The 23,904-nt window shown below is 57.1% G+C and carries 19 protein-coding genes and 4 pseudogenes; 7 read left to right on the plus strand and 16 right to left on the minus strand.

Annotation, left to right across the window (positions count from 1 at the left end; all coding sequences use genetic code 11):
• Positions 1 to 20: 20 nt before the first annotated feature.
• From ACODTZ_RS34315 to ACODTZ_RS34330, 4 genes are all read right to left on the minus strand, one after another.
• On the minus strand, positions 21 to 5,111 hold the full coding sequence (locus ACODTZ_RS34315) for a DEAD/DEAH box helicase family protein (RefSeq protein WP_489031622.1): 5,091 nt from the start codon (positions 5,109 to 5,111) through the stop codon (positions 21 to 23).
• Positions 5,112 to 5,200: 89 nt separating this feature from the next.
• Entirely contained in the window at positions 5,201 to 5,806 is a 606-nt protein-coding gene (locus tag ACODTZ_RS34320; protein ID WP_489031624.1) for a DUF1419 domain-containing protein, read from the minus strand.
• A gap of 66 nt (positions 5,807 to 5,872) precedes the next feature.
• Complete coding sequence (locus tag ACODTZ_RS34325; protein WP_489031626.1) at positions 5,873 to 6,895, minus strand: DUF3991 and toprim domain-containing protein; 1,023 nt, start codon at positions 6,893 to 6,895, stop codon at positions 5,873 to 5,875.
• A 195-nt stretch (positions 6,896 to 7,090) separates the two neighbouring features.
• On the minus strand, positions 7,091 to 7,267 hold the full coding sequence (locus ACODTZ_RS34330; protein WP_018326273.1) for a hypothetical protein: 177 nt from the start codon (positions 7,265 to 7,267) through the stop codon (positions 7,091 to 7,093).
• Positions 7,268 to 8,159: 892 nt separating this feature from the next.
• Here ACODTZ_RS34330 and ACODTZ_RS34335 point away from each other — a divergent pair.
• Together ACODTZ_RS34335 and ACODTZ_RS34340 are read left to right on the plus strand one after the other, a co-directional pair.
• Positions 8,160 to 8,426, plus strand: a pseudogene (locus ACODTZ_RS34335) (transposase); the annotation flags it as partial.
• Between the two features lie 76 nt (positions 8,427 to 8,502).
• Positions 8,503 to 8,787, plus strand: coding sequence for a hypothetical protein (locus ACODTZ_RS34340; RefSeq protein WP_448744291.1), 285 nt, complete (start codon positions 8,503 to 8,505; stop codon positions 8,785 to 8,787).
• On the opposite strand, the gene ACODTZ_RS34345 is transcribed toward ACODTZ_RS34340, so the two are convergent.
• The 5 genes from ACODTZ_RS34345 to ACODTZ_RS34365 form a co-directional block, all read right to left on the minus strand.
• Positions 8,773 to 10,011, minus strand: a complete 1,239-nt coding sequence (locus tag ACODTZ_RS34345; RefSeq protein WP_448744292.1) for a bifunctional alpha/beta hydrolase/OsmC family protein — start codon at positions 10,009 to 10,011, stop codon at positions 8,773 to 8,775. The two genes, ACODTZ_RS34340 and ACODTZ_RS34345, sit on opposite strands and share 15 nt — an antisense overlap.
• Positions 10,012 to 10,237: 226 nt before the next feature.
• Positions 10,238 to 10,969 carry an FAD-binding oxidoreductase gene (locus ACODTZ_RS34350; protein ID WP_448744293.1) on the minus strand — a complete coding sequence of 244 codons (732 nt, stop codon included), beginning with the start codon at positions 10,967 to 10,969 and terminating at the stop codon, positions 10,238 to 10,240.
• Between the two features lie 2 nt (positions 10,970 to 10,971).
• Positions 10,972 to 11,577 (minus strand): molybdopterin-dependent oxidoreductase, encoded by a 606-nt coding sequence (locus tag ACODTZ_RS34355; protein WP_448744294.1) that lies wholly within the window; start codon positions 11,575 to 11,577, stop codon positions 10,972 to 10,974.
• 145 nt (positions 11,578 to 11,722) lie between these two features.
• Complete coding sequence (locus ACODTZ_RS34360; RefSeq protein ID WP_448744295.1) at positions 11,723 to 11,956, minus strand: tautomerase family protein; 234 nt, start codon at positions 11,954 to 11,956, stop codon at positions 11,723 to 11,725.
• Positions 11,957 to 12,122: 166 nt separating this feature from the next.
• Positions 12,123 to 12,734 (minus strand): NAD(P)-dependent oxidoreductase, encoded by a 612-nt coding sequence (locus ACODTZ_RS34365; protein ID WP_448744332.1) that lies wholly within the window; start codon positions 12,732 to 12,734, stop codon positions 12,123 to 12,125.
• A 514-nt stretch (positions 12,735 to 13,248) separates the two neighbouring features.
• Between ACODTZ_RS34365 and ACODTZ_RS34370 the strand changes: the two genes are divergently transcribed.
• On the plus strand, positions 13,249 to 14,139 hold the full coding sequence (locus ACODTZ_RS34370; RefSeq protein ID WP_448744296.1) for a YeeE/YedE thiosulfate transporter family protein: 891 nt from the start codon (positions 13,249 to 13,251) through the stop codon (positions 14,137 to 14,139).
• A 144-nt stretch (positions 14,140 to 14,283) separates the two neighbouring features.
• Here ACODTZ_RS34370 and ACODTZ_RS34375 read toward each other — a convergent pair whose 3' ends face one another.
• Entirely contained in the window at positions 14,284 to 14,907 is a 624-nt protein-coding gene (locus ACODTZ_RS34375) for a TetR/AcrR family transcriptional regulator (protein ID WP_448744297.1), read from the minus strand.
• A 314-nt stretch (positions 14,908 to 15,221) separates the two neighbouring features.
• Between ACODTZ_RS34375 and ACODTZ_RS34380 the strand changes: the two genes are divergently transcribed.
• Entirely contained in the window at positions 15,222 to 15,755 is a 534-nt protein-coding gene (locus ACODTZ_RS34380; RefSeq protein ID WP_448744298.1) for a YkgB family protein, read from the plus strand.
• Positions 15,756 to 16,285: 530 nt separating this feature from the next.
• Positions 16,286 to 16,546, plus strand: coding sequence for a hypothetical protein (locus ACODTZ_RS34385; RefSeq protein WP_489031635.1), 261 nt, complete (start codon positions 16,286 to 16,288; stop codon positions 16,544 to 16,546).
• Here the strand turns inward: ACODTZ_RS34385 and ACODTZ_RS34390 are convergent.
• The 5 genes and pseudogenes from ACODTZ_RS34390 to ACODTZ_RS34410 all read right to left on the minus strand — a co-directional run.
• A pseudogene (locus tag ACODTZ_RS34390) lies at positions 16,530 to 16,934 on the minus strand (FAD-dependent oxidoreductase); the annotation flags it as partial. The gene ACODTZ_RS34385 and the pseudogene ACODTZ_RS34390 sit on opposite strands and share 17 nt — an antisense overlap.
• A gap of 74 nt (positions 16,935 to 17,008) precedes the next feature.
• Positions 17,009 to 17,263: an alpha/beta fold hydrolase gene (locus ACODTZ_RS34395; protein ID WP_489031630.1), complete on the minus strand. Its 255-nt coding sequence runs from the start codon at positions 17,261 to 17,263 to the stop codon at positions 17,009 to 17,011.
• A 28-nt stretch (positions 17,264 to 17,291) separates the two neighbouring features.
• Positions 17,292 to 17,525, minus strand: a pseudogene (locus ACODTZ_RS34400) (transposase); the annotation flags it as partial.
• A 269-nt stretch (positions 17,526 to 17,794) separates the two neighbouring features.
• On the minus strand, positions 17,795 to 18,766 hold the full coding sequence (locus ACODTZ_RS34405) for an alpha/beta fold hydrolase (RefSeq protein ID WP_312361627.1): 972 nt from the start codon (positions 18,764 to 18,766) through the stop codon (positions 17,795 to 17,797).
• An 843-nt stretch (positions 18,767 to 19,609) separates the two neighbouring features.
• A complete protein-coding gene (locus ACODTZ_RS34410) occupies positions 19,610 to 20,146 on the minus strand; it encodes a carboxymuconolactone decarboxylase family protein (RefSeq protein ID WP_312361628.1) in 537 nt (178 codons plus the stop codon).
• A gap of 139 nt (positions 20,147 to 20,285) precedes the next feature.
• Between ACODTZ_RS34410 and ACODTZ_RS34415 the strand changes: the two genes are divergently transcribed.
• Positions 20,286 to 21,200: an AraC family transcriptional regulator gene (locus ACODTZ_RS34415; protein ID WP_312361629.1), complete on the plus strand. Its 915-nt coding sequence runs from the start codon at positions 20,286 to 20,288 to the stop codon at positions 21,198 to 21,200.
• A gap of 121 nt (positions 21,201 to 21,321) precedes the next feature.
• Here ACODTZ_RS34415 and ACODTZ_RS34420 read toward each other — a convergent pair whose 3' ends face one another.
• Positions 21,322 to 21,915: a recombinase family protein gene (locus ACODTZ_RS34420; protein WP_130521456.1), complete on the minus strand. Its 594-nt coding sequence runs from the start codon at positions 21,913 to 21,915 to the stop codon at positions 21,322 to 21,324.
• Between the two features lie 154 nt (positions 21,916 to 22,069).
• Here ACODTZ_RS34420 and ACODTZ_RS34425 point away from each other — a divergent pair.
• Positions 22,070 to 23,848, plus strand: a pseudogene (locus ACODTZ_RS34425) (DUF4158 domain-containing protein); the annotation flags it as partial.
• Positions 23,849 to 23,904 lie beyond the last annotated feature (56 nt).

The following is a 23,904-nucleotide window of genomic DNA, read 5'->3' on the forward strand; positions in this document are numbered from 1 at the left end:
ACATTTATTGTGCAATGCAGCTATGCGGCCAGCGCGTTGGTCTCGTTGCCAAGGCCGCCCGCCAGTTGAGTTTCGATGTCACGGAGCTCGCGCCTTTTCTCCTGCAGGTCGTCCGCGAACGCGAACGCTCCTCCGTCTCGCGAACGGTAGGAGGCAAGCCGCCGCTCTGCCTCTTCGAGACGCCGGCGATATTGACGCCGCTCCTCCTCGAAGCCGCCGAGTCCATGTTCCAGCCGTGAGATCGCGCCCAGCGGCGTGACCGTGATCGCAAGGTCGATCTCTTGACTTACGCCAGTGCGTTGGAGCAGCGTCTCGTAGCGATAGCCATCGCCCTTGCCGAACCTCTCACCTTCATAGACGAGATCGAACCCGCCGATCGTCGCCAGATGCACCTCGCCCTCATGCTGAAGCTGCAGCAGCGTGAGGATTTCCTTCATCAGCGCCCGGCCGGCCTCCTTGCGCTCGGCATGTTCTTTGCCGAGCACCGTTATGGTGAAGGCTTCGCCGGTGGTCGACTGTAACCGCGCGATGTCCTGGCCGATTTCGCCAATCCGCCGGGTCGAGACCTCGATTTCGCGCACGGCGTCGCGCATCTGCCGGCGGACGGCGTATTGATCGTCCTCGTGGGCGGCCCGCAGCCGTTCGAGCCGTGCGATATCGGCTTCCAGCCCAGCCTTCTGCATCAGCCGCTCGTCACCGGAGGCAATGGCCTTGGCCATGGCGAACTGGTTGGCAGCCCCTTCACCGACATCTTCCAGCCGGCGGATCGAGGTGTCTCCCGATAGAGCCGCGGCAATGAAGCGGGCCTTGCGCTCGTTATTCTGCCACATGCTGGCATCGAGCGAACCCTCGGTGGCATAGGCGAAGATATCGACCTCGTCGTGCTGGTTGCCCTGGCGCACGATCCGGCCTTCCCGTTGCTCGATCTGCGACGGCAGCCATGGCACATCGAGGTGATGGAGCGCCTTCAGCCGAAGCTGGGCGTTGACGCCCGTGCCCATCGTTTCAGACGAGCCGATCAAGAAGCGAACCTTGCCGGCCCTGACGTCGCCGAACAGTCTCTGCTTGGCTTCGGTCTTCTTGTAGTCCTGCATGAAGGCGATTTGCGAGGCCGGCACGCCGAGCCGGATCAGCTCGTCGCGGATAAAACGATAGGCCGAGAAGCCGCGGGACTTTTCGACATTGATCGTGCCGAGATCGGAAAAGATCATCTGGACAGCGCCCGGTAGCTCAAAATCCTTGCCATCGGGGCGCCGATAGATGGCTTCCCCGGTTTCCTTCCAGATCCGATGGGCATTGCGGACGAGCAGATTGAGCTTGTTATTCTCCTCGTTGTCGGCCGCCGGCATAACGAAGCGCAGGTCGATCGCCGCATGGCGCCCATCAGTGATGACGGAGAGAAGAATGTCATCACCGGGCTTGGCGGGACCCTCGCGCTGCTCGATCGCCTTGATCCTGCTGCCAAGGGTCTGCTGATAAGTCTTGAACAGTGCCGTCGGTTTGGCCGTCATGATCTGCCGCCGGCCGGTCGAGATGTTGGGCACCTTAACATACTGCCGGAGATCCTCGGGCATCACCACATCGGCAAACGAGCGGAACATGGCGATCAGCTCCGGCACGTTGACGAAGGAAGCAAAGCGGCTGACCGGCTTGTATTTGCCGGATGGCTGGATTTCGAGTTCGGTGGTCGTGTCGCCGAAGCACGATGCCCAGGCGTCGAACTCGTGCAGCCCGCGTTCGGCAAGCGCTGCAGACCCAAGCAGGCGCTGGATCGAGAACATCTCGCCGAGGGTATTGGTGATCGGCGTGCCGGAGGCAAGCACGAGCGCCCGGCCAGGGTTCCTCGTTTCGATGCAGCGGGACTTCACATAGAGATCCCATGCGCGCTGCGATCCATTCGGATCGATGCCCTTCAGAGTCGACATATTGGTGGCGAAAGACAGCTTGCGGAACTCCTGTGCTTCGTCCACGACGATCTGGTCGATGCCGATTTCCGAGATGGTCAGCAGGTCATCCTTGCGGGTGGCGAGACCTTCGAGCCGCTCCTGCAGTCCTTCCTTCAACCGCTCGAGCCGCTTGCGCGAAACGCGGTCCTCGCTGTCGACCTTGGCCATCAGGTCTTCGTAGAGCTGCAACTCGTCCTGGATCATCTGTTGCTCGAAGACCGATGGCACGGCGATGAAGCGAAACGCCGAATGCGTGATGATGATCGCATCCCAGGTGGCCGTGGCAGCCCGCGATAGAAACCTGGCGCGCTTGTCCTTGGTGAAATTGGTCTCGTCGGCGACGAGGATGCGGGCATTCGGATAAAGCGCCAAAAATTCGCGCGCCGCCTGCGCCAGGCAATGGCCGGGCACGACCAGCATGGCCTTGGCGATCAGTCCAAGCCGGCGCTGTTCCATGATGGCCGCCGCCATCGTCATCGTCTTACCGGCGCCGACGGCATGGGCGAGATAGGTCGAGCCATCTGCGATGATCCGCCAGATGCCGCGTTTCTGGTGCCCATACAAAACAAAGGCGCCAGAGGCGCCAGGGAGTTTCAGGTGGGAGCCGTCGAATTTCCGCGGCGCGATATTGTTGAAGCGATCATTGTAATCACGGGCCAGTCGGTCGGTGCGATCTGGATCGGTCCAGACCCAGTCCTGAAAAGCCTGCTTGATCCTCTGCAGCTTGTCACGCGCGGCTTCGGTGTCAACGACATTGAGGACCCGGCGCTCGCCGTCGGCATCCTTGAACACGTCGAAGATCTGAGACACCCGGCTATTCAATGCATCGGCGAGCAGATCGCCTGCATGACGGCGGCTGGTTCCCCATTCAGATGTGCCCGCGGCGCTATAACCGAGCTGCCGTGCCTCCACCGTCCAGGACCCAAGCTCCGGCATGTGGTGGATGCGGATTTCCGCCTCCATCTTTTGCCTGACGAAGGCGACGACATCGGAGGCCGGGATCCACGGGGCGCCAAGTCGGGCTGTGATGTCGGATGGCCGGAGATCAGCCGGCTGGACCTCCTGGAGGGCGCGGACATTGCGCTCATAGGCGGGGTCGAGCTCGGCCGCTGCCTGCGCGGCGGCGAGCTTTGTGCGGACGGCCCCTGAGAGATAACCGTCAGCAGTTTTCCAAGTTCCGTCGGCAGGGTCACGGAACACGGCCTCGCCGAGCTCATCGATGACCGCTGCGGGATCGCTGTGCAGCAGCTCTGCGATATGGTCGATATCGACATGGCCGCGTTCGTTTAGCACGACGGCGAGGGCATCTGCCGGCGATGTGATTGTGGGTGCGGCCGGTGGCGCAATAACCCGTCCGGAAAAGATCGGACCGGGCTTCGCCGTGTCGGTCTCCAGATCATAGTCCTCGATCGACGCCACGAGCCAGCAATCGGGGTCGTCGCGGAACGAGGCAAGGTTCGGCTGGCGATGGGTCTCCTTGACCTCACCGGTTTCGGCATCTTCCTGGATCGCGACGGTGGTGTGGTTGATCGGCCCGAAATCGCGAACGAAGCTTGACCAGGCGATACGCAGCCGGACCTGAAGTTCGCGCCAGGGCCGATCGGTTTCCTGTGCCTTCAGCACCTCGCGGACGGCATCGCGGATCGGGATCAGCTTTGAGACGATCCGGACGTGTTTTTCCGGGATTCCATCGCCTGAGCGACCCTTGCGGACGGTGACCGGCACGGCCGAACCGTCGAGCATCTGCATCAGGCCCTTCGACCGGTCGAGGAAGAAGCTGCCCTCGCGAACAGTCCCGCACTTCGGCTGCAGATCGACGATCTCGCCGAGCTCGTCTTCCAGATCGATATCGATGGGTGTCGGCTCGCCGTCGTAGAGATCGGCGGGCATTAGATCGATTGCAGCGGCGAGGGCGGCGTCGAGATCCTCGTCATCGCGGGGACGGCATGTGTAGGTCTCGCCGAACGGGCCGGAGGTCAGGGCGTGTGTGCCGAGCACGAAGTCCGGATGCCGGCCAAACCAGCGATTGACCCTGATGGCGCCCTCGTCGTTGGTGGCCGGCCTGATCTCATCGACATCGAGCCACAGCTGATTTCCCTCCGGCTCTCCGGGCTTGCGCTTGCGGAAGAAGAGGATGTCGACGACGACATCCGTGCCGGCGTCACGGCGAAAGCTGCCTTCGGGCAGCCGGATTGCCGCGATCAGGTCGGCGGATTTCGCAATATGCTCCCGTGCCGTGGTATCGGCCTTGTCCATGGTACCATGCGATGTGACGAAGGCGGCGAGCGCGCCGGGCTTCAGCAGGTCAATCGACCGGGCGATGAAATAGTCGTGTAAACGAAGGCCAAGCGATCGGTAAACGCGGTCCGAGCGGACGGTGCGATCAGAGAAGGGCGGATTGCCGATGGCGAGATCGTAGATCGGAGCCAGATCCGTACGGGCAAAGTCGCCATTGATGATCCGCGCCTTCGGCTGAAGCAGGTGGGCGATGCGAGCGGTGACCGGATCGAGCTCGATCCCTGTCACATAGGCGGCGTCGCGATAGGGCTCTGGCATCAGGGCAGGGAAGAGCCCCGTGCCGATGCCAGGTTCCAGCACCCGGCCGCCGCGCCAGCCCAGTTTTTGGACCCCAGCCCAAATTACCCTGATGATGAATTCCGGCGTGAAATGCGCATATTGGGTGCAGCGGGCAAGCGACGCGTAGTCGCACTCGGAAACCGAGGTCTCCAGCAAAGAACCAATATCGTCCCAGCCCTGGCGGAAATCGACCTCGCCCGGCCGACGGAACATACCATTGGCCAGTTCGCCGGCGCCGAAGCCGGTGAAGCGGATCAACTGCGCCTGTTCTTTTGGCGTCGCCGGCCGGTCCTGCTTGGCAATGCCGTCGGCGATGAGGATCGCCGCGACATTGGCGCGGGCGCGATCCTTCCAGGAGGACGCCAGCTTGCGGTCGCCGTCCAGATAGAAGTTTGCCCGAAGCCTTGCGCGCCGAACGGGCGTGGTAGAGACGGGGACGGCAGCAGCAGGGGCTGGCGGCAGGGGATCCGGATCGTCATCATTGGCGGCATTAGGCGAAAACCCGCCGAACGCTGTCACGCCAAGTCCGAGGCCGGCGACAAGCACATTCGAGCCGAACATGTCGAGCGTGAAGGGATCGTTGCTCATGGGAAAGCTCCTTGAAATGAGGGCGAGCGCCATCGCTCGGCCACGGAGAAGGCCGCTTAGGGCGCGAAATTTGCGAATGATGATCTGGCTCAGGCGGCCAGGGCTGAGGGGAAGTGGCGTAGATGCACCGGCAGCTTGGCCGCGATCTCGTCGTCAGACAGGGTGTCGAGCAACTTCAGGAACGTGCCTTCACTGCCACCGTAGAGCATCACCGTGCGATGTCCTTGCATCTGCTTCGGCCAGCGGTCGCCGGCATAGCCACGATAGTCGTCGGTCGTCGTGCTCCAGATGTGCTCAAGCCGTTCTTCGCGGCTCATCGCCCGGACTGGTCGGGTTTCGCGGTCAATGATCGCGGTCCGCATCGCCTCCACAGAGGCCGGATCCGAGAGGTCGCAGTAGGTGTGAAAATAACGGACCGCTTCATCGATCCGGATCGCGTAAAATACCGAGGTCACCGACCCGGTCATGAACTCACGCATCGCAAAGATCGGCCCGCGCATCCAGAGCAGCGGCAGGATATCGAGCATATAGGAGTAGGAGGTTTCATCGATCTCGAACCATTCGCCGGCATAGACGGCAGACTGGTCGCCATCAAAGCGGTCCGGGCGCATCGCGTGCCTGTCGAACATCCGGAACATGTCGGCGCGCTTGGCCGCTCCTTGAAAGATTTTGCGGGGAGGGGCTATAGAGGTCATCAGCTTGATCCTTTTCGGGGTTTTGGACCGAACGCAGCACAAGTCGTTTCAACCTTGCCATTCTCTTCAGTCCTTCATGACCCCTTCCACGCTGCCGGCCTCGTGTCCGGCCGGGTCAAGGGCCGGCGCATGCCGGGCGAAGCCTCCCTTGATGCGGCCGGCGCGCATGCGGCAGGCCTCGTTACTCCTCTCGGTCTTCCTTTCCCGTTTTTCCCTTTCCCTGATTTGGAGAACCTCGTTCCAATCCTCCGCCGGCGGACGGAGCCGCTGCCAGTCGCAGCCGGACGCCTCGGCGAGCGCCCGTAGTCGTTCTGCATAGACATCCCCTTGGGAATTGGCATCCGTGGCCGCGACCAGTATCAGTCCCGGCCGCACAGTAAGTTCGGCAAGCGCCGCATCAGTCGCTGGAGACCACCCACCGCCAGTGCTGAGATAGAGAGTTTGCTCGCGCGGACCTTCGAGTGCCGCAAGGCTAATCGCGTCGATCGCGGCCTCGGTAACGCAGAGACGAGAGGCATCGCTTGATCCAAAACGGAAGAGAACCTTCGAGCCCCCGGTGGCAAAGCCACGCCACTCGGGACCGCGCTCCTCCCAGCCGACGACGCGACCCTCGCTATCGACATGGGCCGCCCACATACTGCCGAAGGGTCCTTCCCGCAGGACACCCTCTCGAATAGCCTGCCGGGCTATGGCCGTCGGGATCCAGCGCGTCCTGCACAGATAGCGCCAGGCACCGGATCCGGGCGAAGGCGTGGGCCGGCTGCGCCAACGCTCGCGAATGTCTTTTACTGGCACGGAAGATCGCGAGGACCTCCATTCCGACCGGGATAGTTGAACCCCGACAAGTGACGCGACTGCTTCCACTGAAGCTCGGAATGGTATTCTTCCCAGGAACATGACAAGGCCGAAGACGTCGCCTTTCTCGTCACTCAGCGGGTCGAACCAGCCGCATCCATCATGTGTGACAATGACGATGTTGCCGCCACGCCGGTATTTGACGGCGCGTCGCGTGCTTTCCTTCAGATCGATTTCATAACCGGCTCGTTCCAGCACGGCTTCGCAACTCACCTTGGCGCGCAGCGCCTCCAACTCTTCTCTCTTCATTGTTTTCCGATCACTTGTCGATCATCCTTCTTTTCCAATCCGCATACCTGCCGCCATCCTCGATTCCGCCGCGAAGAATGGAGGGGGCAAGGGCGCGGCAATCAAGGTGCAGATTTGCACCGGCCGCGGCGGAGCTTCCCTTGCGGCCGACAGTTCGCCAGCGGCAGGGACATGCGGGTCTCAATGAGACCCGCGGGGGAAATATTCATGCACGATCTCAAGATCGTCTTCGTCATCGAGTTCGTCGGACGGAAGGACGCCGAATTCGTCTCCCGATTTGAACAGGGTGACGGGAACCATGAGGATGCGGGAAAGCGAAAATGCGTGGCTTTGGGCGAGTGCAAGATCCTGTGCCATGTGAGAAACCTCCGTCCGGAGCGGGCCGATCCCGCTCGATGGCTCCTCGAAAGGACCAGGACCGGTCGCGATCACCGCGAAGACGAAGGCGGAGCGGCGGCAGCTTGCTAGCCGACCCCGATAGTGGGTTGATCGTCGGAGATCCGGGCCTGGCCCAGGACGCCATCCATAAAGAGCGGGATTGGTTTGCTTCGGCGGGAATTGAGGTATCCGGCAGAGATCGTTCACGGAAGCCAGCTCAGCATTTGTCGCCGAGCATCTGTCTGACCAGCCCAAAAGTCAGCGACGGCCGGCTTTCGCGTGATCGGACAAGGCTTTGAGAACAGCGAAGTCCATCTCCGCGCGTGGCTCTATCCGGACTATCTCACTGGCGACTTTCGACCAGTGCCAGAACTCGTCGAGATCACCACTGGACCGGCTATGGAACGCACGGCGCTGTGCTTCGTAGTAGGACCCGGCTGGATCCGAACTTGAGAGAAGCCTGGCATCAGCCTGCCATCGCCGACGTATTGCCCGGCGATGTGCGAGCCATCGTGTGAGGAAGCGGATCATCAATCTCTCGAGACCGGTGGCGACAGAGGCAAGTTACCACAAACTCCGAGTGATAGGGAGTTGGCATTATATGAGGTATTTCAATATCTTAGTAAAAATCACATAAGGCGATTTATGGAACTTCTCTATTCGGCGTGTTGAAGTCAATCGCAAGTGTAAAACGAACCCCGAATCTTCCTCAACGTAACCGGTGTTCTGCCCCACATTGTCTGCGGTCATCTGATCTGTGATCGACATTCCATGGATGAGCGACAAGGAGTTTCTCCATGGAGAGTACGTTGGAGGTTCTCACGACGCGACGAAGCAGACGTAGGCGCATCGCCAATCGCCTAACGAGGTCAAGGCGCGGATCGTATCTGAGAGCCCGCGTCCTGGTGCGACGGTAAACGAGGTGGCCGAGCGCCACGGGCTGAAGGCCAACCACCAGTCGTTCTGGCGAACACTGGCGCGGCAGGGCAAGCTGGTGTTGCCAGCGCCGGAAGACGCGGTCGAGTTTGCGGCGATGGTTATCGAGACGCCAGCACCGGAGCAGCTAACGATCAAGGCCGCCACGCGCCCCGAGATCGTCATCGGTCCAGTCACCATCCGTAATGAGGAATGTGCATAAGATTTCGAGCCATTATCGGAACACGCGTGAGCTCAAGTCTGGGTTTCCAGCAGGGCTGTCCCGAGCGGGGTCGTGCATGGTCGTCTTTCAAAACGGTACGGAGCAAGGAGATGGGGTCAACACTGGAAACCGGGTGATAGGAATCGCTTTTTGTGATGACTTCGATTTCGAAAAATTGCGTCGTAATGGGAACCAAGGCCGACGGCACGAGATTTTACTCAATTTGCTTGACCGAAATATTAGCGATCCAGGCGATCCCGTTGTAGTCAAGGAAGTGAGGAAACAACCGGGCTGGAAGGAGCTTCAATCGCTCGAGTTCCCTTGGTATCAATATCCCGCTAGGCCTCTAGTCGATATCTGATTTCACTATTGTTACCACCTTCGCTTTCGCTTCGAGCGTGCGGTGAACCGGACATTTATCAGCGATTTCTGCGATTTTCACGCGAAGCTCCTCTGACACCTCGCCATTCACGGAGATCACGCGCTCGAAACGATCGATCTTCGTAGAGCCGGTGTGTTCGGATCCTATGCAATCCTCGCAATCCTGAGAGTGAACTTTTGCGTGAGATACCTCAACGCTTATGCGGCCAAGCTCCAACTGTTTGTATTCCGCGTACACGCGCAACGTCATAGACGTACACGCGCCGAGAGCGATAGACAGGAAGTCATATGGCGACGGGCCAGAATCCAGCCCACCCTGACTTCGGGGCTCGTCGGCGAACATATGATGACTGCCTGCCAAGACTAAATTTTGAAATTTCCCATCGCCCGTCTCCGAAATAAGCACATTCTTCAAAGGTATTCCACTTGGCAGCGGATCAAGGGGCAGATACCGGGTTAGCCATCCCGATATCATTCTCCCGGCGAAATCAGAATCCGCCGGGTCAGTCAAAAGATGGTCCGCCCTGTCCAGCGAAACGAAGCTCTTTGGATGACGGGCGGCATTGAAGATTTGCGCAGCATTTTCGATTCCGACTGTTGTATCCAGCGGAGCGTGAAGTACCAGGATCGGTCTCCTTATCTCAGCGATTGCTTCTTTGATCGTCTGGGCACGAGCGTCGTCGATAAACTGCTTTGTGATGACAAACTTCCGCCCCGCAAGATCGACTTCAGCCAGTCCGTTGGTTTCGATCTCGTGCAAACTGGTTCCGAAGCTCTCCAACACGTGACCAACGTCGACGGGGGCACCGATGGTGGCAACTGCTCGGACTTCAGGAATATGCTTTGCCACAGCCAGCACTGCTGTACCGCCGAGCGAGTGCCCGATCAGGAGCTGGGGTGCTGCATAATTTTCTCGTAGGTATTCCGCGGCGGAGACTAAATCCGCAACGTTCGATGAAAAATTCGTGGATGCGAATTCGCCCTCGCTTGATCCCAAACCCGTGAAATCGAACCGCATAACGGCGAGCCCTTCCCGAACAAGTTCGGCTGCTATGTGGCGGGCTGCAACAAGATCCTTGGAGCAGGTGAAGCAATGGGCAAATAATGCATAACCCCTCAATGTTCCTTTTGGCATATCAAGGCGAGCAGCCAATTTCGCTCCAGAATACCCCGGGAATTGAAGGCGCTGTGTACTGAAATGCATCTGACTACTCCGTTTTAAGACGAGATCATTTACAGTATCGGCACAACCATATTACTCGTTGTCTGGGCTGAAAATAAGCGCGTTGTAGTGAAGTAACGCCGCCTTTCCGGGTATCCAGTCGTCCTACTGCAAGTCGCGACGGTTTTTTAGGCAGGCAGGTGCGTCGTGCCGATTCCTCCTCCGTCATCATTGCGAGGGGCGAAATTTGCGGTGTCTCCAGCAACATCTAGCCGCCAAAACGCTCGGCCCGGATCGAATCTTCCCTGACCCCCAAGTCCACTAAATAGCCAGTTATTGCCTCCACGAAAACGTTCGAACCGCAGACATACGTCAGCCGCGGAGGCGATCCGATCTCAGTTAGGCACGATTTGAGAAATTCTCGATCCAATCGTCGCCCCAGATCCTGGGGCCGACGCGGGAGGTCTCTTGAGAGGCTGAGAAAGAGCGTGAATTCGCCCACCGCCGTGTCTAGTGCAAGCAATTCGTCTCGGAAAACAAACTCCTCCCATGACCGAGCAGCCGCGATAAGCATCACGGGTTCGTCTCCTCCGCCTGCAATGCGGTGGCGCAGGATGGACATCAGTGGTGCGACTCCGGATCCACCTCCTATAAGTAGCAGCGGCCCGCCATCTTCGAAGTCCCAGGAGAAATGTCCTCCAAAGGGGCCGCGCATTTCGATATCGTCACCGATTTCCGCAATATCGTGCAAAAACGCGGATACCTCTCCGTCGTCTAGACGTTCGACCACCAGCTCATATAATTCACCCCGTTCTGGAGCAGAAGCGACCGAGTAGCTTCGTTGTGCTTGGTAGCCATCCGGAGCGGTCAGCCGAATGTCGATGTGCTGACCCGCCCTGAACGGATACCATTCGTTGGGCTTAAATAAAAAGCTCGACACGCGTGATGTTTGACGATCGACGCTTTTCAGTTCAGCTCGTTGCCAATTGGACCTAGCCACCTTTAGTCGCCCGTGTAACGTTGTTCTTGCCAAGGGTCCGCGTGCAGATTGTACCCCCGCAGTTCCCAAAACCCCCCCTCTTCGCGTTCGGTAAATTGAAGGCCATTTATCCACTTTGCCGATTTCCAGAAGTATAGATGAGGAACGAGTAACCTTGCAGGCCCCCCATGTTCCGCCGTGAGAGGAAAACCTTCGTAATGGGTGGCGATCATTGCCCTTCCGCCAATCAAACTCGCCACCGGTACATTTGTCGAGTAACCGTCAAATGAGTGTGCAAGAGTGTAAGGCGTTGGCGGCGTGATCGCGGCATCAGCAAAGACGTCGTCGATTAAAACGCCTTTCCACGGAGTGTTTAGTTTCGACCATTTTGTTACGCAGTGGATGTCTCGCGTCATCTTCGTCTGTGGCAGGGTGTTAAACTCCTCCCAGGTCCAGCGCTTTACAGGCCGAGGACCTACCTTTAGCGTGAACGACCAGTTGGCCAGGATTATTCGCGGCGTCGGCCCCGCAGTTAGAACTGGAAAATCTTCGACAAGGTGTTGACCAGGCGGAATTCGATCCGCGTAAGTAGGGTCAGGATGCTTGCCAGTGAACCCGCGCGTTACCATGCTTGCGCTCCCTATTGTTGATCAGCCAGCGCTTTCAGCGCAATGTTCTCTCAAATGAGCTCATCCAGCGGCGATGCGACGGCAGGTGTAGCTGTTGGAATGCAGTCAAGAAGATCCGCCTCGGCTCCGCAAGCGTACCCGAACGTTAGCTGGACGCTGCATGCCGCTTGCGATACTCCACCAGTGGCAAACCGCCCCAGCCCCAGTTGTCCGTCTCGACTTCCTCGATTACGACGAACGTCGAGTCCAATGGTTTACGGAGAACTTCCAGAAGAAGTTGGCTGACGCCGGAAATCAACGCCGCCTTTTCTTGAGCCGACACGGCGTTTCGGCCGGAGCCGGAGCCCTCCTTAGTTACTTGGATGGTGACTATAGGCATGAAATTCCCTCCTTCGCGGCGGCAAGCTAGCCGTCTTTCGGTTTCGAGCGAGTCCGCCCCCGGAACGGAAACTTCGCGGCTTGCGTTGGTCGGCCTGCTAGACCCACAACGGTTTCGGCAACGACCTGGTCATCTCGTCCGACTTTATCGTCACGGTTGGCGGCGGTCAGTAACCCACAGTGAAGCGTTTCCTAATGTGCCTGGGATTTTCAATTTCGTCGACCATTGCCACGGCGAAGTCCTCATAAGAGACGCTGCTCCCTTCAGCTGACGACAAGAGGCTGTTTTCACCGATCCGAAATTTTCCAGTGCGACTACCTGCGAAAAAATTTGCCGAAGGAGAAATGAATGTCCACTCAAGCTCTTCAACTTCTTTGATGACATCCAGGAATTCTGCGCCCTGTTGGGCCTCATGCTTGTAAAGCGCGGGGAACTCTGGTGTCTCCATAAGCCGCACGCCGGGTTCCACGTAGAGGCTGCCAGCACCGCCGACGATCAGATAGCGCTTGACCCCGGATGCAAGCACCGAGGCGATCAGGGTGTAGGCGTCGCTGTCGAGGAAATGTACCGAACTGACCACGGCGTCGTGGCCCTCGAGGAGCGGGGTTAAACTGGTTTCTCGAAAGATATCACCTTTCTTGGCGGTTACACCTGGCATTGGCGCTATTCTCAAAGGGTCCCGGGCGATCGCGGTAATAAGGTGACCGCGCTCCGACAGTTCTAGTAAAATGCGGGAGCCAACTTGCCCGGATGCACCGATTAGAGCGATTTTCGCCATTTTGGACCCTTGTATTGCTGCGCTAACAAGGCCTTCAATTGATGCTTGTCGAGCAGTCTGATCTCGTAGTTCGAACGTCGATACGAAGATGTTTTCGTTCATCGATCCTTCTGGGACAGCCGTTCAAAAATGCGGATCTGGAGAATACCGATCGAGCTCAATTCGCAGAGTAACAACGATTTCACCGCCGGTCCTTGGGGAATTCCTGAAAAAACCTTTATCAGGAAAGCGAATTGCGAATTCCAACCAAAGTGCGACTTCTAATGCTCGCGCCGCAGGCCGTGCTGGCTTGTGAGAATAAATTGAGCTACTATCCGGCTTCGGGCTTCCTCGGTTGAGGTGCGGGGCGGCTCCGAGACGCAGACAGCGGAAATAACAGCAACAGTAATAATTCCTTCAAATCCGGACGCGTTCAAATCTGAAATCGAGGCGCGGTTCCGTTTGCCGAAAGCGACATCCAGTGGACCTATTAGCCTTAGGCCCCGCGGCCGTAAGCACAGAGATATGGCTGGCAATGGTCTCGATCGCGGTGCTGGGTTTTGTTCTGGGTTTCGCGATGAACCACGGATCTATCTGCACGGTCATCGCCACGACAGAGTTAATCCTTGACAAGAGACCGGCACGCTTCATTGCGCTGGCGGAATGCGCCGTTTGGGCCGCCTTTGTCTACGCAATACTCGAAACATTACCGACGATGCAAGAAGGTTGGTCGCCGCTCGCGTATCTGGTGCCGGCAGCCATATTATTCGGCATCGGCACGTATGTGAACGGTGCTTGTGTGTTTGGGTCTGTCGGGCATCTCGGAAACGGTGAAATCGATTTTGGTTTCACGTTCCTCGGGATCTTCGCGGTATCAAGCATTGACTCACTTTTTGACCTGGTTCCGCACGAACCACCGGTTAGCGCTTCCTCGGCGCTAGGACCCGTGGTTCTGGCCTTGGTACTGTTCGGCATTCTGGCACTGAGGTACGGTGTGTCACTCAAGTCCAAGCCCAAATTTCGGCGGTTGACGCTATCGATGGGAGCAATCGGGATTGCGTCTCCTATTCTGGCAGGGTTCGCGCCTTGGTTTTCAATAACGACGTCGGTTGGCTCGATTCTTTCGATACCCATTGCGGGCACGGTAGTTTCAGTGTGCATGCTGATTGGCAGTCTTTTATCTGCGCGGATCCGGAGACGTCGGTTCAAACTAAAATGGCCAACACTCCGTGGCATAGCGAGGAGAACGCTAGGCGGTGTTCTCATGGGAGTGGGTGCGCTTTTGATTCCTGGTGGTAACGAGAGGTTACTCTTGATTGGTTTTCCTATGGGTGCATGGCAAGCCATGCTGGCATATTTTCTGCTGGTTGCGACGCTTACGGCACTCATCACTAAATTTGGGTCGTCGGCAAAGCCATGGTCTTGATTTCAAGGATGGGAAAAACGGCGCAGGGAGGCGCAGTTGGGCTCAATAAAGCGCGCGCGTCAGCCTGAGGTTATGTTCGGCGGGTTTGCCGAAGGATCCCATTGTCACAGACGGCAGGCCAGAGTAACGATGTGAAGAATAAGATCAGGATGCTAACGATTTACGATCCTCGTCGTCTTTGCAGATTGCCTGCTCCAGGGGAAAGCGAGTCGCCGCAGCAAGCATATGGACGGCCATGCGCTTGGCCAGTCGGGCGGGCTCAGGAAGGCGGGTAATCTGCGCGACGGCGATCGCACCTTCGTGCAGCAAATTTACTTCTGCCGCGATCCCCTTTGGATCCATAAACCGTGCTGCATGGGCAAGTTCTTCGAAATAAGCGAGCACCAAACGCTTGTGCATTTCAGCCGCGCGGAATACGGGATTGGCAGTATCTTTGTGCTCCCCCGCAGCGCTCACGAAAATGCAGCCCCGGAACTGCTCGTCATAAATAAAGGCCTCCAGAAAATCAAACGTGACTAGTAGGCGCTCAACCGGATCGCTCGCATGCTGTTCGACAAAAGCACGCATGTCATCTCGAGCTTCCTCGTCCCGGCGTTCGAGCGCGGCCAAAATAAGGTCTTCCTTGGTCTCGAAATGTCGATAGAGCGTCGTCTTAGCCACCCCGGCCTCGGCTATTATGAGGTCGATCCCGGTCGCGTGGTAGCCGTGTCGATTAAACAGCGTAAGGGCTGTATCGACCAAATGGTTCGGGATTTCTGAACGTCGCATATCGGCATCTCCAAAGACAGATCGGTATCTTATTTAGGTTTGGCCGCGTGAAAATGCAAGGAGTAACGCGCTTAGCACCCGGAGCCACACCGCGGATCAGGGTCCCAGAGACGCGGCACTGGCGTTGGCTTTAGCTCTACAGGGATGACAAAGTCATTTCTGCTGTCGTTCAAGGAGACCTAAAACAAAAAAACGTACAAGAGGGCTTGCTAAAAGATACAGATCGGTATAGATAAACAAATAGATACAGATTGGTATCTTTAGCCCGCATCGAATGGGCGGACCGCCCACCGCGGACAAGTTAGGAGAAGACAATGACTCGTGTTCATATCCGCAGCGCTGCGACCTATTCGAGCGCTAAAGCCCGTGCCGCTTTCCCGCTCAACCTTATCGACCGCTACGGTGAGGCCGTTACTGCCACGGCCCTCTATGCTTCTATAGTCGTGATCTACACATGGTTTGGCGGCATGAAGTTCACCGCCTATGAGGCCGAAGGTCTCGTGGGCCTTGTCAGTAACAATCCACTGTTGAGCTGGACCTATTCTCTCTTTAGCGTACGGACGTTTTCAAGCCTCCTCGGTGTCCTTGAACTCAGCATCGCCGCCCTGATAGCCGCCCGGCTCTTTAACCCGGTATACTCCCTCGTCGGCGGATTGCTCTCAGCAGGGCTTTTCGTGACGACCCTGAGCTTCATGGTGACGACCCCTGGCGTAACCGTGGAGGAACTTGGCTTCCCGGCGATCTCCGTGGCTCCCGGCCAATTTCTGCTCAAAGACGTGGGTCTGCTTGCTCTTTCTCTCTGGATCGCAAACCACTCGCTTGGGGCGCTCCGTTCAGCCCGCGCATAATGGGACGGCAGCCGAGCCTTTAGCTCCGCCGTCAAGCAATCCCTAAGCCGGCCACGTGGCCGGCTTTTCGAATGAAATACCTGTGCTGACTGAACTTGGAGTGTGCCCTCGCGAAGACCGAGATCGCAACAATTTTACTTTTCAGGCCTATGCCGCCGACTCGCAGAAGAAACGACCTTCCCCGCCGCATAACTTTTCCGATAACTCCCGCCTTAACTTTCGTCGCTAATGAAGAGCAGAGACGCGGAGGCGAGCAGGCAAGCAGGTTGAGACCGGTCAGAGGACCGGAGCGCGTTTTGTAATATTGTGTTACCTCGCCCCTCCCATCAGCTTTTTTTCAGAACTAGCCCAAGGACTCTATTGTCGATCGGGGCTATTCCAAGTGGATATGGACCGCGAAGACAAGGGAAACTTGGCTCGCGCTTCATAAAAATCTGCCGCAGGGAAAAAGCGAATTCATTCATCTGTTTTCCTCCGAAGAAATCGTGGCGGCAGCCACCGCCATCACAACATTAAGAGAAGGACGTGTGATGACCAACAACGAAGATAATACTTCCCCCACCGCGTCACGACGCTCGTTATTGTTTGGCGCTAGTGGCGCGGCGGCAACTTCTCTTCTCGGCTTTCGAGCTCTATCAGCAGACGCGGGGGGAGCAACTCCGAAGAACAAAACCGTCTCGGAGGGAGCGCCGACGACATTGTCAGACGAACTCGCTTACATGAGTGCGGCCGAGTTAGCACGGCGCATTCGCCGCCGGGACTTATCCCCTGTTGAATTTGTGGTGCGGTGAGTAGCTCGCTTCCTACGACGATCGTGCAGGGGCTATTGAACCTCGCATGGCCAAAGATGACTCCCATGGTCTCGACACTATCAAACCACCTTTTAAGTCCAGCCTGCCCGTTGTTTATCACCGTCTGCGCGCGGCCTTTAACTACTTTTAGGTCCACGTCTATTGGACCGCCGAAGATAGCGCCATATTCCCCAGCGCTTCTGGTGACAGCGATTGCTCTCGCGGAAGCCACTAATGTTTTAGTTGGCATGCATCCGGAGTTAACACATGTTCCTCCCAGATGCTTCCGCTCTACTAGCGCGACTTTGCGTCCTTCCGCCGCCATCCGAGCAGCTAAAAATGGAGCAGCTTGCCCCGCTCCGATAAATATCGCGTCGAAATGCCTCATTGCGTGCTCCCGAGATGCACAGCGCCTATCGACTTAGCGCACCCAAAATACGGAGATGCTGCAAGCTGAAATTGTTAAAAAACTTTCCGCCCGAGAAATTCCAGAATGTGTTCCGCTATTTTCAACCCCTCTTCCTCAAGCGCGAAATGTCCTGCATCGAACAGATGGGTTTCTGTGTCGGGCATGTCGCGTGAATATGCGTGGGCACCTTCGACCTTGAAAAACGGATCGTTCTTGCCCCAGACAACGAGTGTCGGAGGCTTATGTTTCCGGAAGTACTCCTGCCATTCGGGATACCTTTTCAGATTGCTACCGTAGTCCTGTAGCATGGCGAGTTGAATGTCAGAATTGCCAGGTCTTAGCATGCAGCGTTTTGACGTCCACGGTCGGGCCTGCCGGTTCAGCCTTGGCTTCATCGCCGAAAACGCCCGTCGCCCCCTCAAGGAGCTGATCTTTCCACTGTTTGATCTGGTTGGCGTGCACATCGAACTGCTGGGATAATTCCACCAGCGTCTGTTCACCTCGGATGGCGGCAAGTGCCACCTTCGCCTTGAAAGCCGGGCTGTGATTCCGGCGCGGTCGTCTCGTCATGGTATCTCCTGTTCCCGGCATCTAAGCCGAAGTCAGGCAGAAATTCCACTTATCCCCCCTGTGCAGATTTCCCCAGCCAGCTCTCTCATCACTTCCACGACATTTCTCGCCTGCGAGAAAGCCTGTGACGGCGTCAACCAATTTCCTGTCGCAGCAAAAGCCGCAGTCGCTGCGCAGCATGTGCAAAAGCCGCGGCGAGAAAGGTGCATTGTTGTCCGTTCATTCATGCTGACTTCCTCCGCAGGCAATAAGAAGTTGCTGATCACTGCTTAGCTGTTAATAAAGTTTAGCAGATCGTTATTGATTTCATTTTTGTGAGTGGTGGGAATTCCATGCGAGCCCCCCTCGTAAATCTTCAGCTGGGCATTCTTAATAAGCTTCGACGATTTAATTGCAGAAATGGAAATTGGAACGATCTGGTCGTCATCGCCGTGGAGGACCAACACGGGAACGTCAATTTTTTTGAGGTCTTCCGTTAGGTCGGTCTCGGACCAGGCCTCGATGCCCAAATAGGCCGCCGGGAACCCAGCCATCATGCACTGCGTCACGAACTGCTGAAGAACACCTTCGGATATTTTAGTGCCGGGTTTGTTGGCTCCGAAAAAGGGGATGCTCAGATCTTTCCATAACTGAGTGCGATCTGAGAGCACCGCGGCACGCAGTTTGTTGAAATTTTCGATGGGTATCCCACCAGGGTTGGAATCTGTTTTGAGCATCAGAGGCGGGATCGCGCTTATGAGCACGGCTTTAGCGACCCTCTCCGAGCCGTGAAGGCCAATATACCGGGCAACTTCACCTCCGCCGGTAGAGTGGCCGACATGAACGGCCCCCTCCACGTCGAGCGCCCGCATTAGCTCCGACAGGTCGTTTGCGTAAGTCGATAAATCGTTGCCGTCCCAAGGCTGACTGGATCTGCCATGCCCCCGACGGTCGTGTGCGATGCAACGGTACCCGTTACTAGCGAGGAAAAACATCTGATCTTCAAATGCGTCAGAGGACAGTGGCCAACCATGACTGAAAACAATGGGCTGCCCCCTGCCCCAGTCTTTGTAGTAGATTTGCGTGCCGTCCTTGGTTTGGAAAGTGCTCACCGGCTGAAATCCCGCTCCGCTTGGAGGCTGTCGTGGCGAAATGTTGGACTGGGCTCGCCCGAGCTCTGGCATACTCACGGCTATCGCACCGGCTGCGCCGCCGAGCAACAAACTGCGGCGTGATGTGTAAGATGAATCCTGAACAGACATGCATCACTCCTCAACCAGTAGCGGGAAGAAATGTCCGATGCTCCTCTATATGGTCGGACCTTACCCTGACCGTTTGGGACGCTTATTTCCGGTCTTTGTCAGGTTCAAACTAGCATACAAGGGGCTTGAGATACCTTGGGAGGAATCTGAAAAAAACTGAAGTCGATATTCGGTGCCAAGTAACCGTGTTTCACCTGACATTGCCTACGGTCACCTGATCTGTGATCGCATGTTCCATGAAGACGGAGAAGGAGTATCACAATGTTCGTTACATCGGAGATCATCACAACACGTCGCGGGTCGCACCGCGGCGATCGCGTTTTAATTGCCGAGACTTCTGGTACGGGCAAGTTTCACCGACGAGAACATTTTATTGCAAAAATGGCTACACTGAGGAAGCCCGTATTCGAGACTTCTGGTCATCAGGTGACGATAAGGTAATCCTCTGGAAAGGGATCGAAGGGTGAGAAGTGGCGCGGTCTAATCGAGCCATATTCCTTTGGTTCAAACTTGTCGTCCCGTCGGTCAGGCTCAACCCGCGCCTGCGGTTCTGTGACGGCGCTACGTGTCACCGCTTACTTTTCAGGGATTGGAGACCCAAGTCCAAGAGCGTAGCCGACGCACTGCTGGGCCGGTATTCTGCAATGTCTACGGTTGCGCTCGTCGGCTGGCTGCGCCAACTGTCGCAGGACTGGTTTATGACGCCGCTCATGGCTGCCACTTTCTGAAGCTGGTAAATATCGCGGGAGCTCAGATACTGCGCAGGAGTGGTCTTGGCGGCGGCGATAATGCGCCGACGCCAAGACCTTGATTGCTCTTTAAATCAGGATATCAATAGGTGCTCTAGTCTGCAGCAGGAAAATCCAGCACTGTGTCGTTCACACGGTTCACCAGGTTTGTGAACGTGATGGCAGAGATCGCAAGAAGTGCGTCAATGATCTGCGCATCACTGTATCCGGCCGCCTTTATTTGAGAAACGACTCCCTCGGAGACGGTCCCGGTTGTGGTCACAAGCGAGCGCGCGAAATTGCCGAGAGCGTCGAGACGTTCGTCTCCAGACGGATTACCGTGACGTACAGCAATGATCTGGTCCCCGGTTAGACCGCTCTTCTTGCCAATCAGAGTGTGGGCCGCGAGGCAGTAATCACACGCAACTGCTTCGCTGACTGCCAGGTTGATGACCTCGGTTTCCTTCTTGCTCAGGCTGCCTTTGTCCACGGCCGCGTCTAGATTGAGAAAAGCCTGCAGCGCGATCGGGCTATTGGTACCAACTGTCGCGAAAGTGTTAGGAACTGCGCCGATTGCCTTCTTAATTGAGGCAAAGATCTCTGCAGATGCCCCAGTGGCTTGGGCGATATTCACTGTGTTCAAACGTGTCATGACGAATCCTTTCAGGGTTGTTATTGTGAGGCCAACTTTGGTTGGTCTGTCGGCTTGAAAGGAATATGCCTCGGATGGGGAAGATTATCAATGTTCAAAAACTGCAATTAATTGCTCATTCGTCTCAATATGTAAGATCATGGATCCTTTAAGTCGTCTGCTATCGCTTAACCCCGTTCGGACCGTTTTGGACCTACATTGCAAAGTAGGGGCACCATGGATAATAGAGAATGGGGCATCTTCGCCCAACAGCGTCCCTTATCACTTGATCGTTGCTGGGCAGGCAAAGCTCGACTCCGGCGGTAGTATTGGGACGCGCCTTTACGAGGGAGATGTTGTTCTGTTCCCCCATGGCGCTGCTCATCGTCTTTATGTCGGCGATGCGGGAGCAGCCACTTCGCTTCGCAACGCAAAAGACGAGAGCGTCTTACAGGTAATTACCAACGACGGTCATGGCGAACGTACAGAACTGTTGTGTGGTCAATTCATATTCAATTCTGGTTCGAGTGGTTTTCTGGCCTCTTTTCCCGAAGTGATAATCGTGCGTACGAAGGGTCGGCGGGACTGTGTAGGCTTGCTGAGTGTCATGACAATGCTCAAGGCTGAGGCTGAGACGCTCCTTCCCGGCGGTACGGCCGTGGTGGCGCAACTGTCGTCTGCGCTATTCGCCCTGCTAATTCGAGCGTGGCTCGAGCAAGATTCCTCCGTGGACGGTTTTTTCGCGCTTCTCACCGAGCCAAAGCTTCAGGGTGCAGTGCATGCCATGTTTGAGATGCCTCAAAAGCAATGGTCTTTAGAATCGCTTGCACAGACTTGTCATATGTCAAGGGCTACTTTTGCCAGAGTCTTTCGCGACGTGGTGGGTACAACACCTGCAAACCTGCTCCTGCACTTGCGAATGGCTCATGCGGCCGTCCAGTTGGAGAGGAGTCATACGGCAGTGGCGGAAGTCGGTGAAGGGGTGGGGTATCAATCCGAGGCGGCATTCAACAGGGCTTTTAAACGGACGTATGGAATTGGCCCCGGACAATACCGTCGTGCGATGAGCAAGTAGAGATAACATTTGCAAAAGTTTTGGTGCTGGGCCAGCAACGAGCGGGCTTATGGCCGCCAACCGACGCCGATCCCAGCAAACCGTTCTAGGGGTCGGAACAAGATCTGTTCAAAATCCTGCGCTAAGGTCGAACGGATCGTGAACCCTCGTCTCGAACCCGCATAATGGTTTGACGACTGGTCATGAATTTCCTGGCGATCGCTGAAACGCTCATCCCAGTTGCGAGATCGTCGCGCACATCCTGCTTCTGTTTGTCGCTGAGCGTCGAGGGGCGGCCGAGGGCCTTTCCTTCCGATTTGGCGCGCTTGAGACCGGATTGCGTCCGCTCGATCAGCAAATCGCGCTCGAACTGGGCGACGGCGTTGAGCACGGTCATGGTCATCGTGCCGGCCGAGCTGGTGAGATCTGCGCCGCCGAGCGCAAGGCAATAGACGCGCACGCCCATTTCGGCCAGAGCCTTAACCGTGGTGCTGACGTCGATCGCATCGCGGCCGAGGCGATCAAGCTTAGTCACGATTAGAACGTCGCCGGACTCCAGCTTGTCCATAAGCCGGGAAAAGCCGCGGCGCTGCGCAATGGCGGTGCTGCCGGAAATCGTCTCGGTGACGATCCGGCGCGGCTCGACCTGAAAGCCGGCGGCTTCGATTTCCTGAATCTGGTTTTCGGTGGTTTGCCCGATCGTGGAGACGCGGACATAGGCAAAGGTGCGTGGCATAGGTCGAATTTCGTCCGAATAGGATGTCCGAAATATCCCGCCTGTTCAAAAGCATGTCAAGATAATTTGTGGACAGGCTGTTTTGCCCCTGTACGAAATCGACCGTTTCCGTACAGAGGATTGGCCACCAGCGTATGTTGTAAGGAGTAAAACGGTGGCCCGGCGGACCCTTCTCAAGCCTCAGGATCGACAGGAGCTTTTCGACGTTCCAACCGACGAAGACAGCCTGATCCGCCATTATTCCCTATCGCCGGCCGATCGACTTGAAATCGAGATTCGCCGACGCGAGCATAATCGGCTTGGCTTTGCGGTGCAGCTCTGCCTGATGCGCTATCCCGGCCGCGCGCTCATGGCCAACGAAGCACTCCCAAAGGCGATGCTCCACTATGTTGCTGAGCAAATCGGCGCCGACCCTGCTTCATTCGAGTGGTATGCCCGTCGTGAAGAGACGCGCATGAACCACGTCGCGCATCTGCTCGGTTATCTGGAAATGAGGACACCGGCCGCAGATGATCGTCGTGCGGCGTTGCTGGCAGCCATCGAGGCCGCCTCAACAACAGATAAGGGAGCGCCGATCGCAAAAGCGATCATTACCGCGTACCGGGAGCGCCGGGTTCTCCTGCCGGCGGTGAACATGATGGAACGCATGGGCTTGGCAGCGCGTGCCATTGCACGCCGTCGCGCTGAGCGCGCGCTGATCTCGGATCTCGATTCGGAAAAGCTCGAAACCCTAGATGCCCTGTTAGGCGTTGATCCGGCGATCGGACAGACGCGCTATCATTGGCTGCGTTCTGCTCCAGACGCACCGGGAGCGGGGAACCTGGTCGGCTTGACGGAGCGTATCGCCTTCGTGCGCTCGCTGGGGATTGATCCCCGTTTACAGGCTCGCATTCCTTCCGGGAGATGGGACCAGATGATCCGTGAGGGGGAGGCAACGCCAGCCTGGCTTGCCAGTGACTTCAGCGCCAACCGTCGCCGCGCGACAATCGTTGCGCAGGTCATTAAAGTCGGCCAGAAGCTTACCGACGACGCGGTGATGATGTTCATCAAGCTGATGGGCCGGCTGTTCTCTCAGGTCAACAACCGGAAAAAGCAGCGCCACATGAACACCCGCGTGGAAACATCCAAGGCACTGCGACTATTCCTTGATACGATTTTGGCGCTGCAGGCCGCCAATGATGCCGACGAAGACGCGATCGAGATGGTAAATCGGAAAGTCGGTTGGCATAGGCTGCTGCAGATCAAGCCTGGTCTCGAGGCGATGGTGGAAAGCAGCGACGCTTCGCCTTTGGTGCTGGCCGCTGAGCAACATGGGAATATCCGCAAGTTCGCAGGAGCCTTCCTTCAGGCGTTCACGTTCCACTCGCGTCGCCGACACGATCCGCTGCTCGCGGCGATCGCGACTCTGAAAATGCTTTATGTGGAAGGGCGTCGCATCTTGCCGGATCGCGTGCCCGTCGGCCATCTGGGAGCGACCGAGAAAAAGTTGATCTTCGAGGATGGAAAACCGGATCGGCGGCTTTACGAAATCGCGACGCTTACGCATTTGCGAGACCGACTGAATTCGCGAGACGTCTGGGTCGAGGGTAGCCGGTCATTCCGGCCGATAGACGAACATCTCATGCCGAAGCCGGCCTTTGTCGCCCTGAAGGAGGAAAATGAACTCGGCCTCGGTGTCCCGAGCGACGGTGCGGCTTGGCTCGCGGAAGTTCGCCAGATGATGGATGTCAACCTCAAACGGTTGGCTTGGCGAGCCCGTTTCGGGAAGCTCGATGGCGTCAGAATGGAAGACGGCACACTGATCGTGACGCCACATGCAAGCGACGTTCCCGCCGCGGCGGAAGCTCTCAACGCCGAAATCACGGAAATGTATCCGCTGGTCGAGGTGCCGGACCTTCTCAGGGAAGTGCATGAATGGACCGGATTTGCCGACCATGTCGTTTTGCATTTAATCGTAAGATTCCGGCCCTAACAATTTCAACGAGATAG

The organism is Rhizobium sp. FG113, from assembly GCF_057809895.1.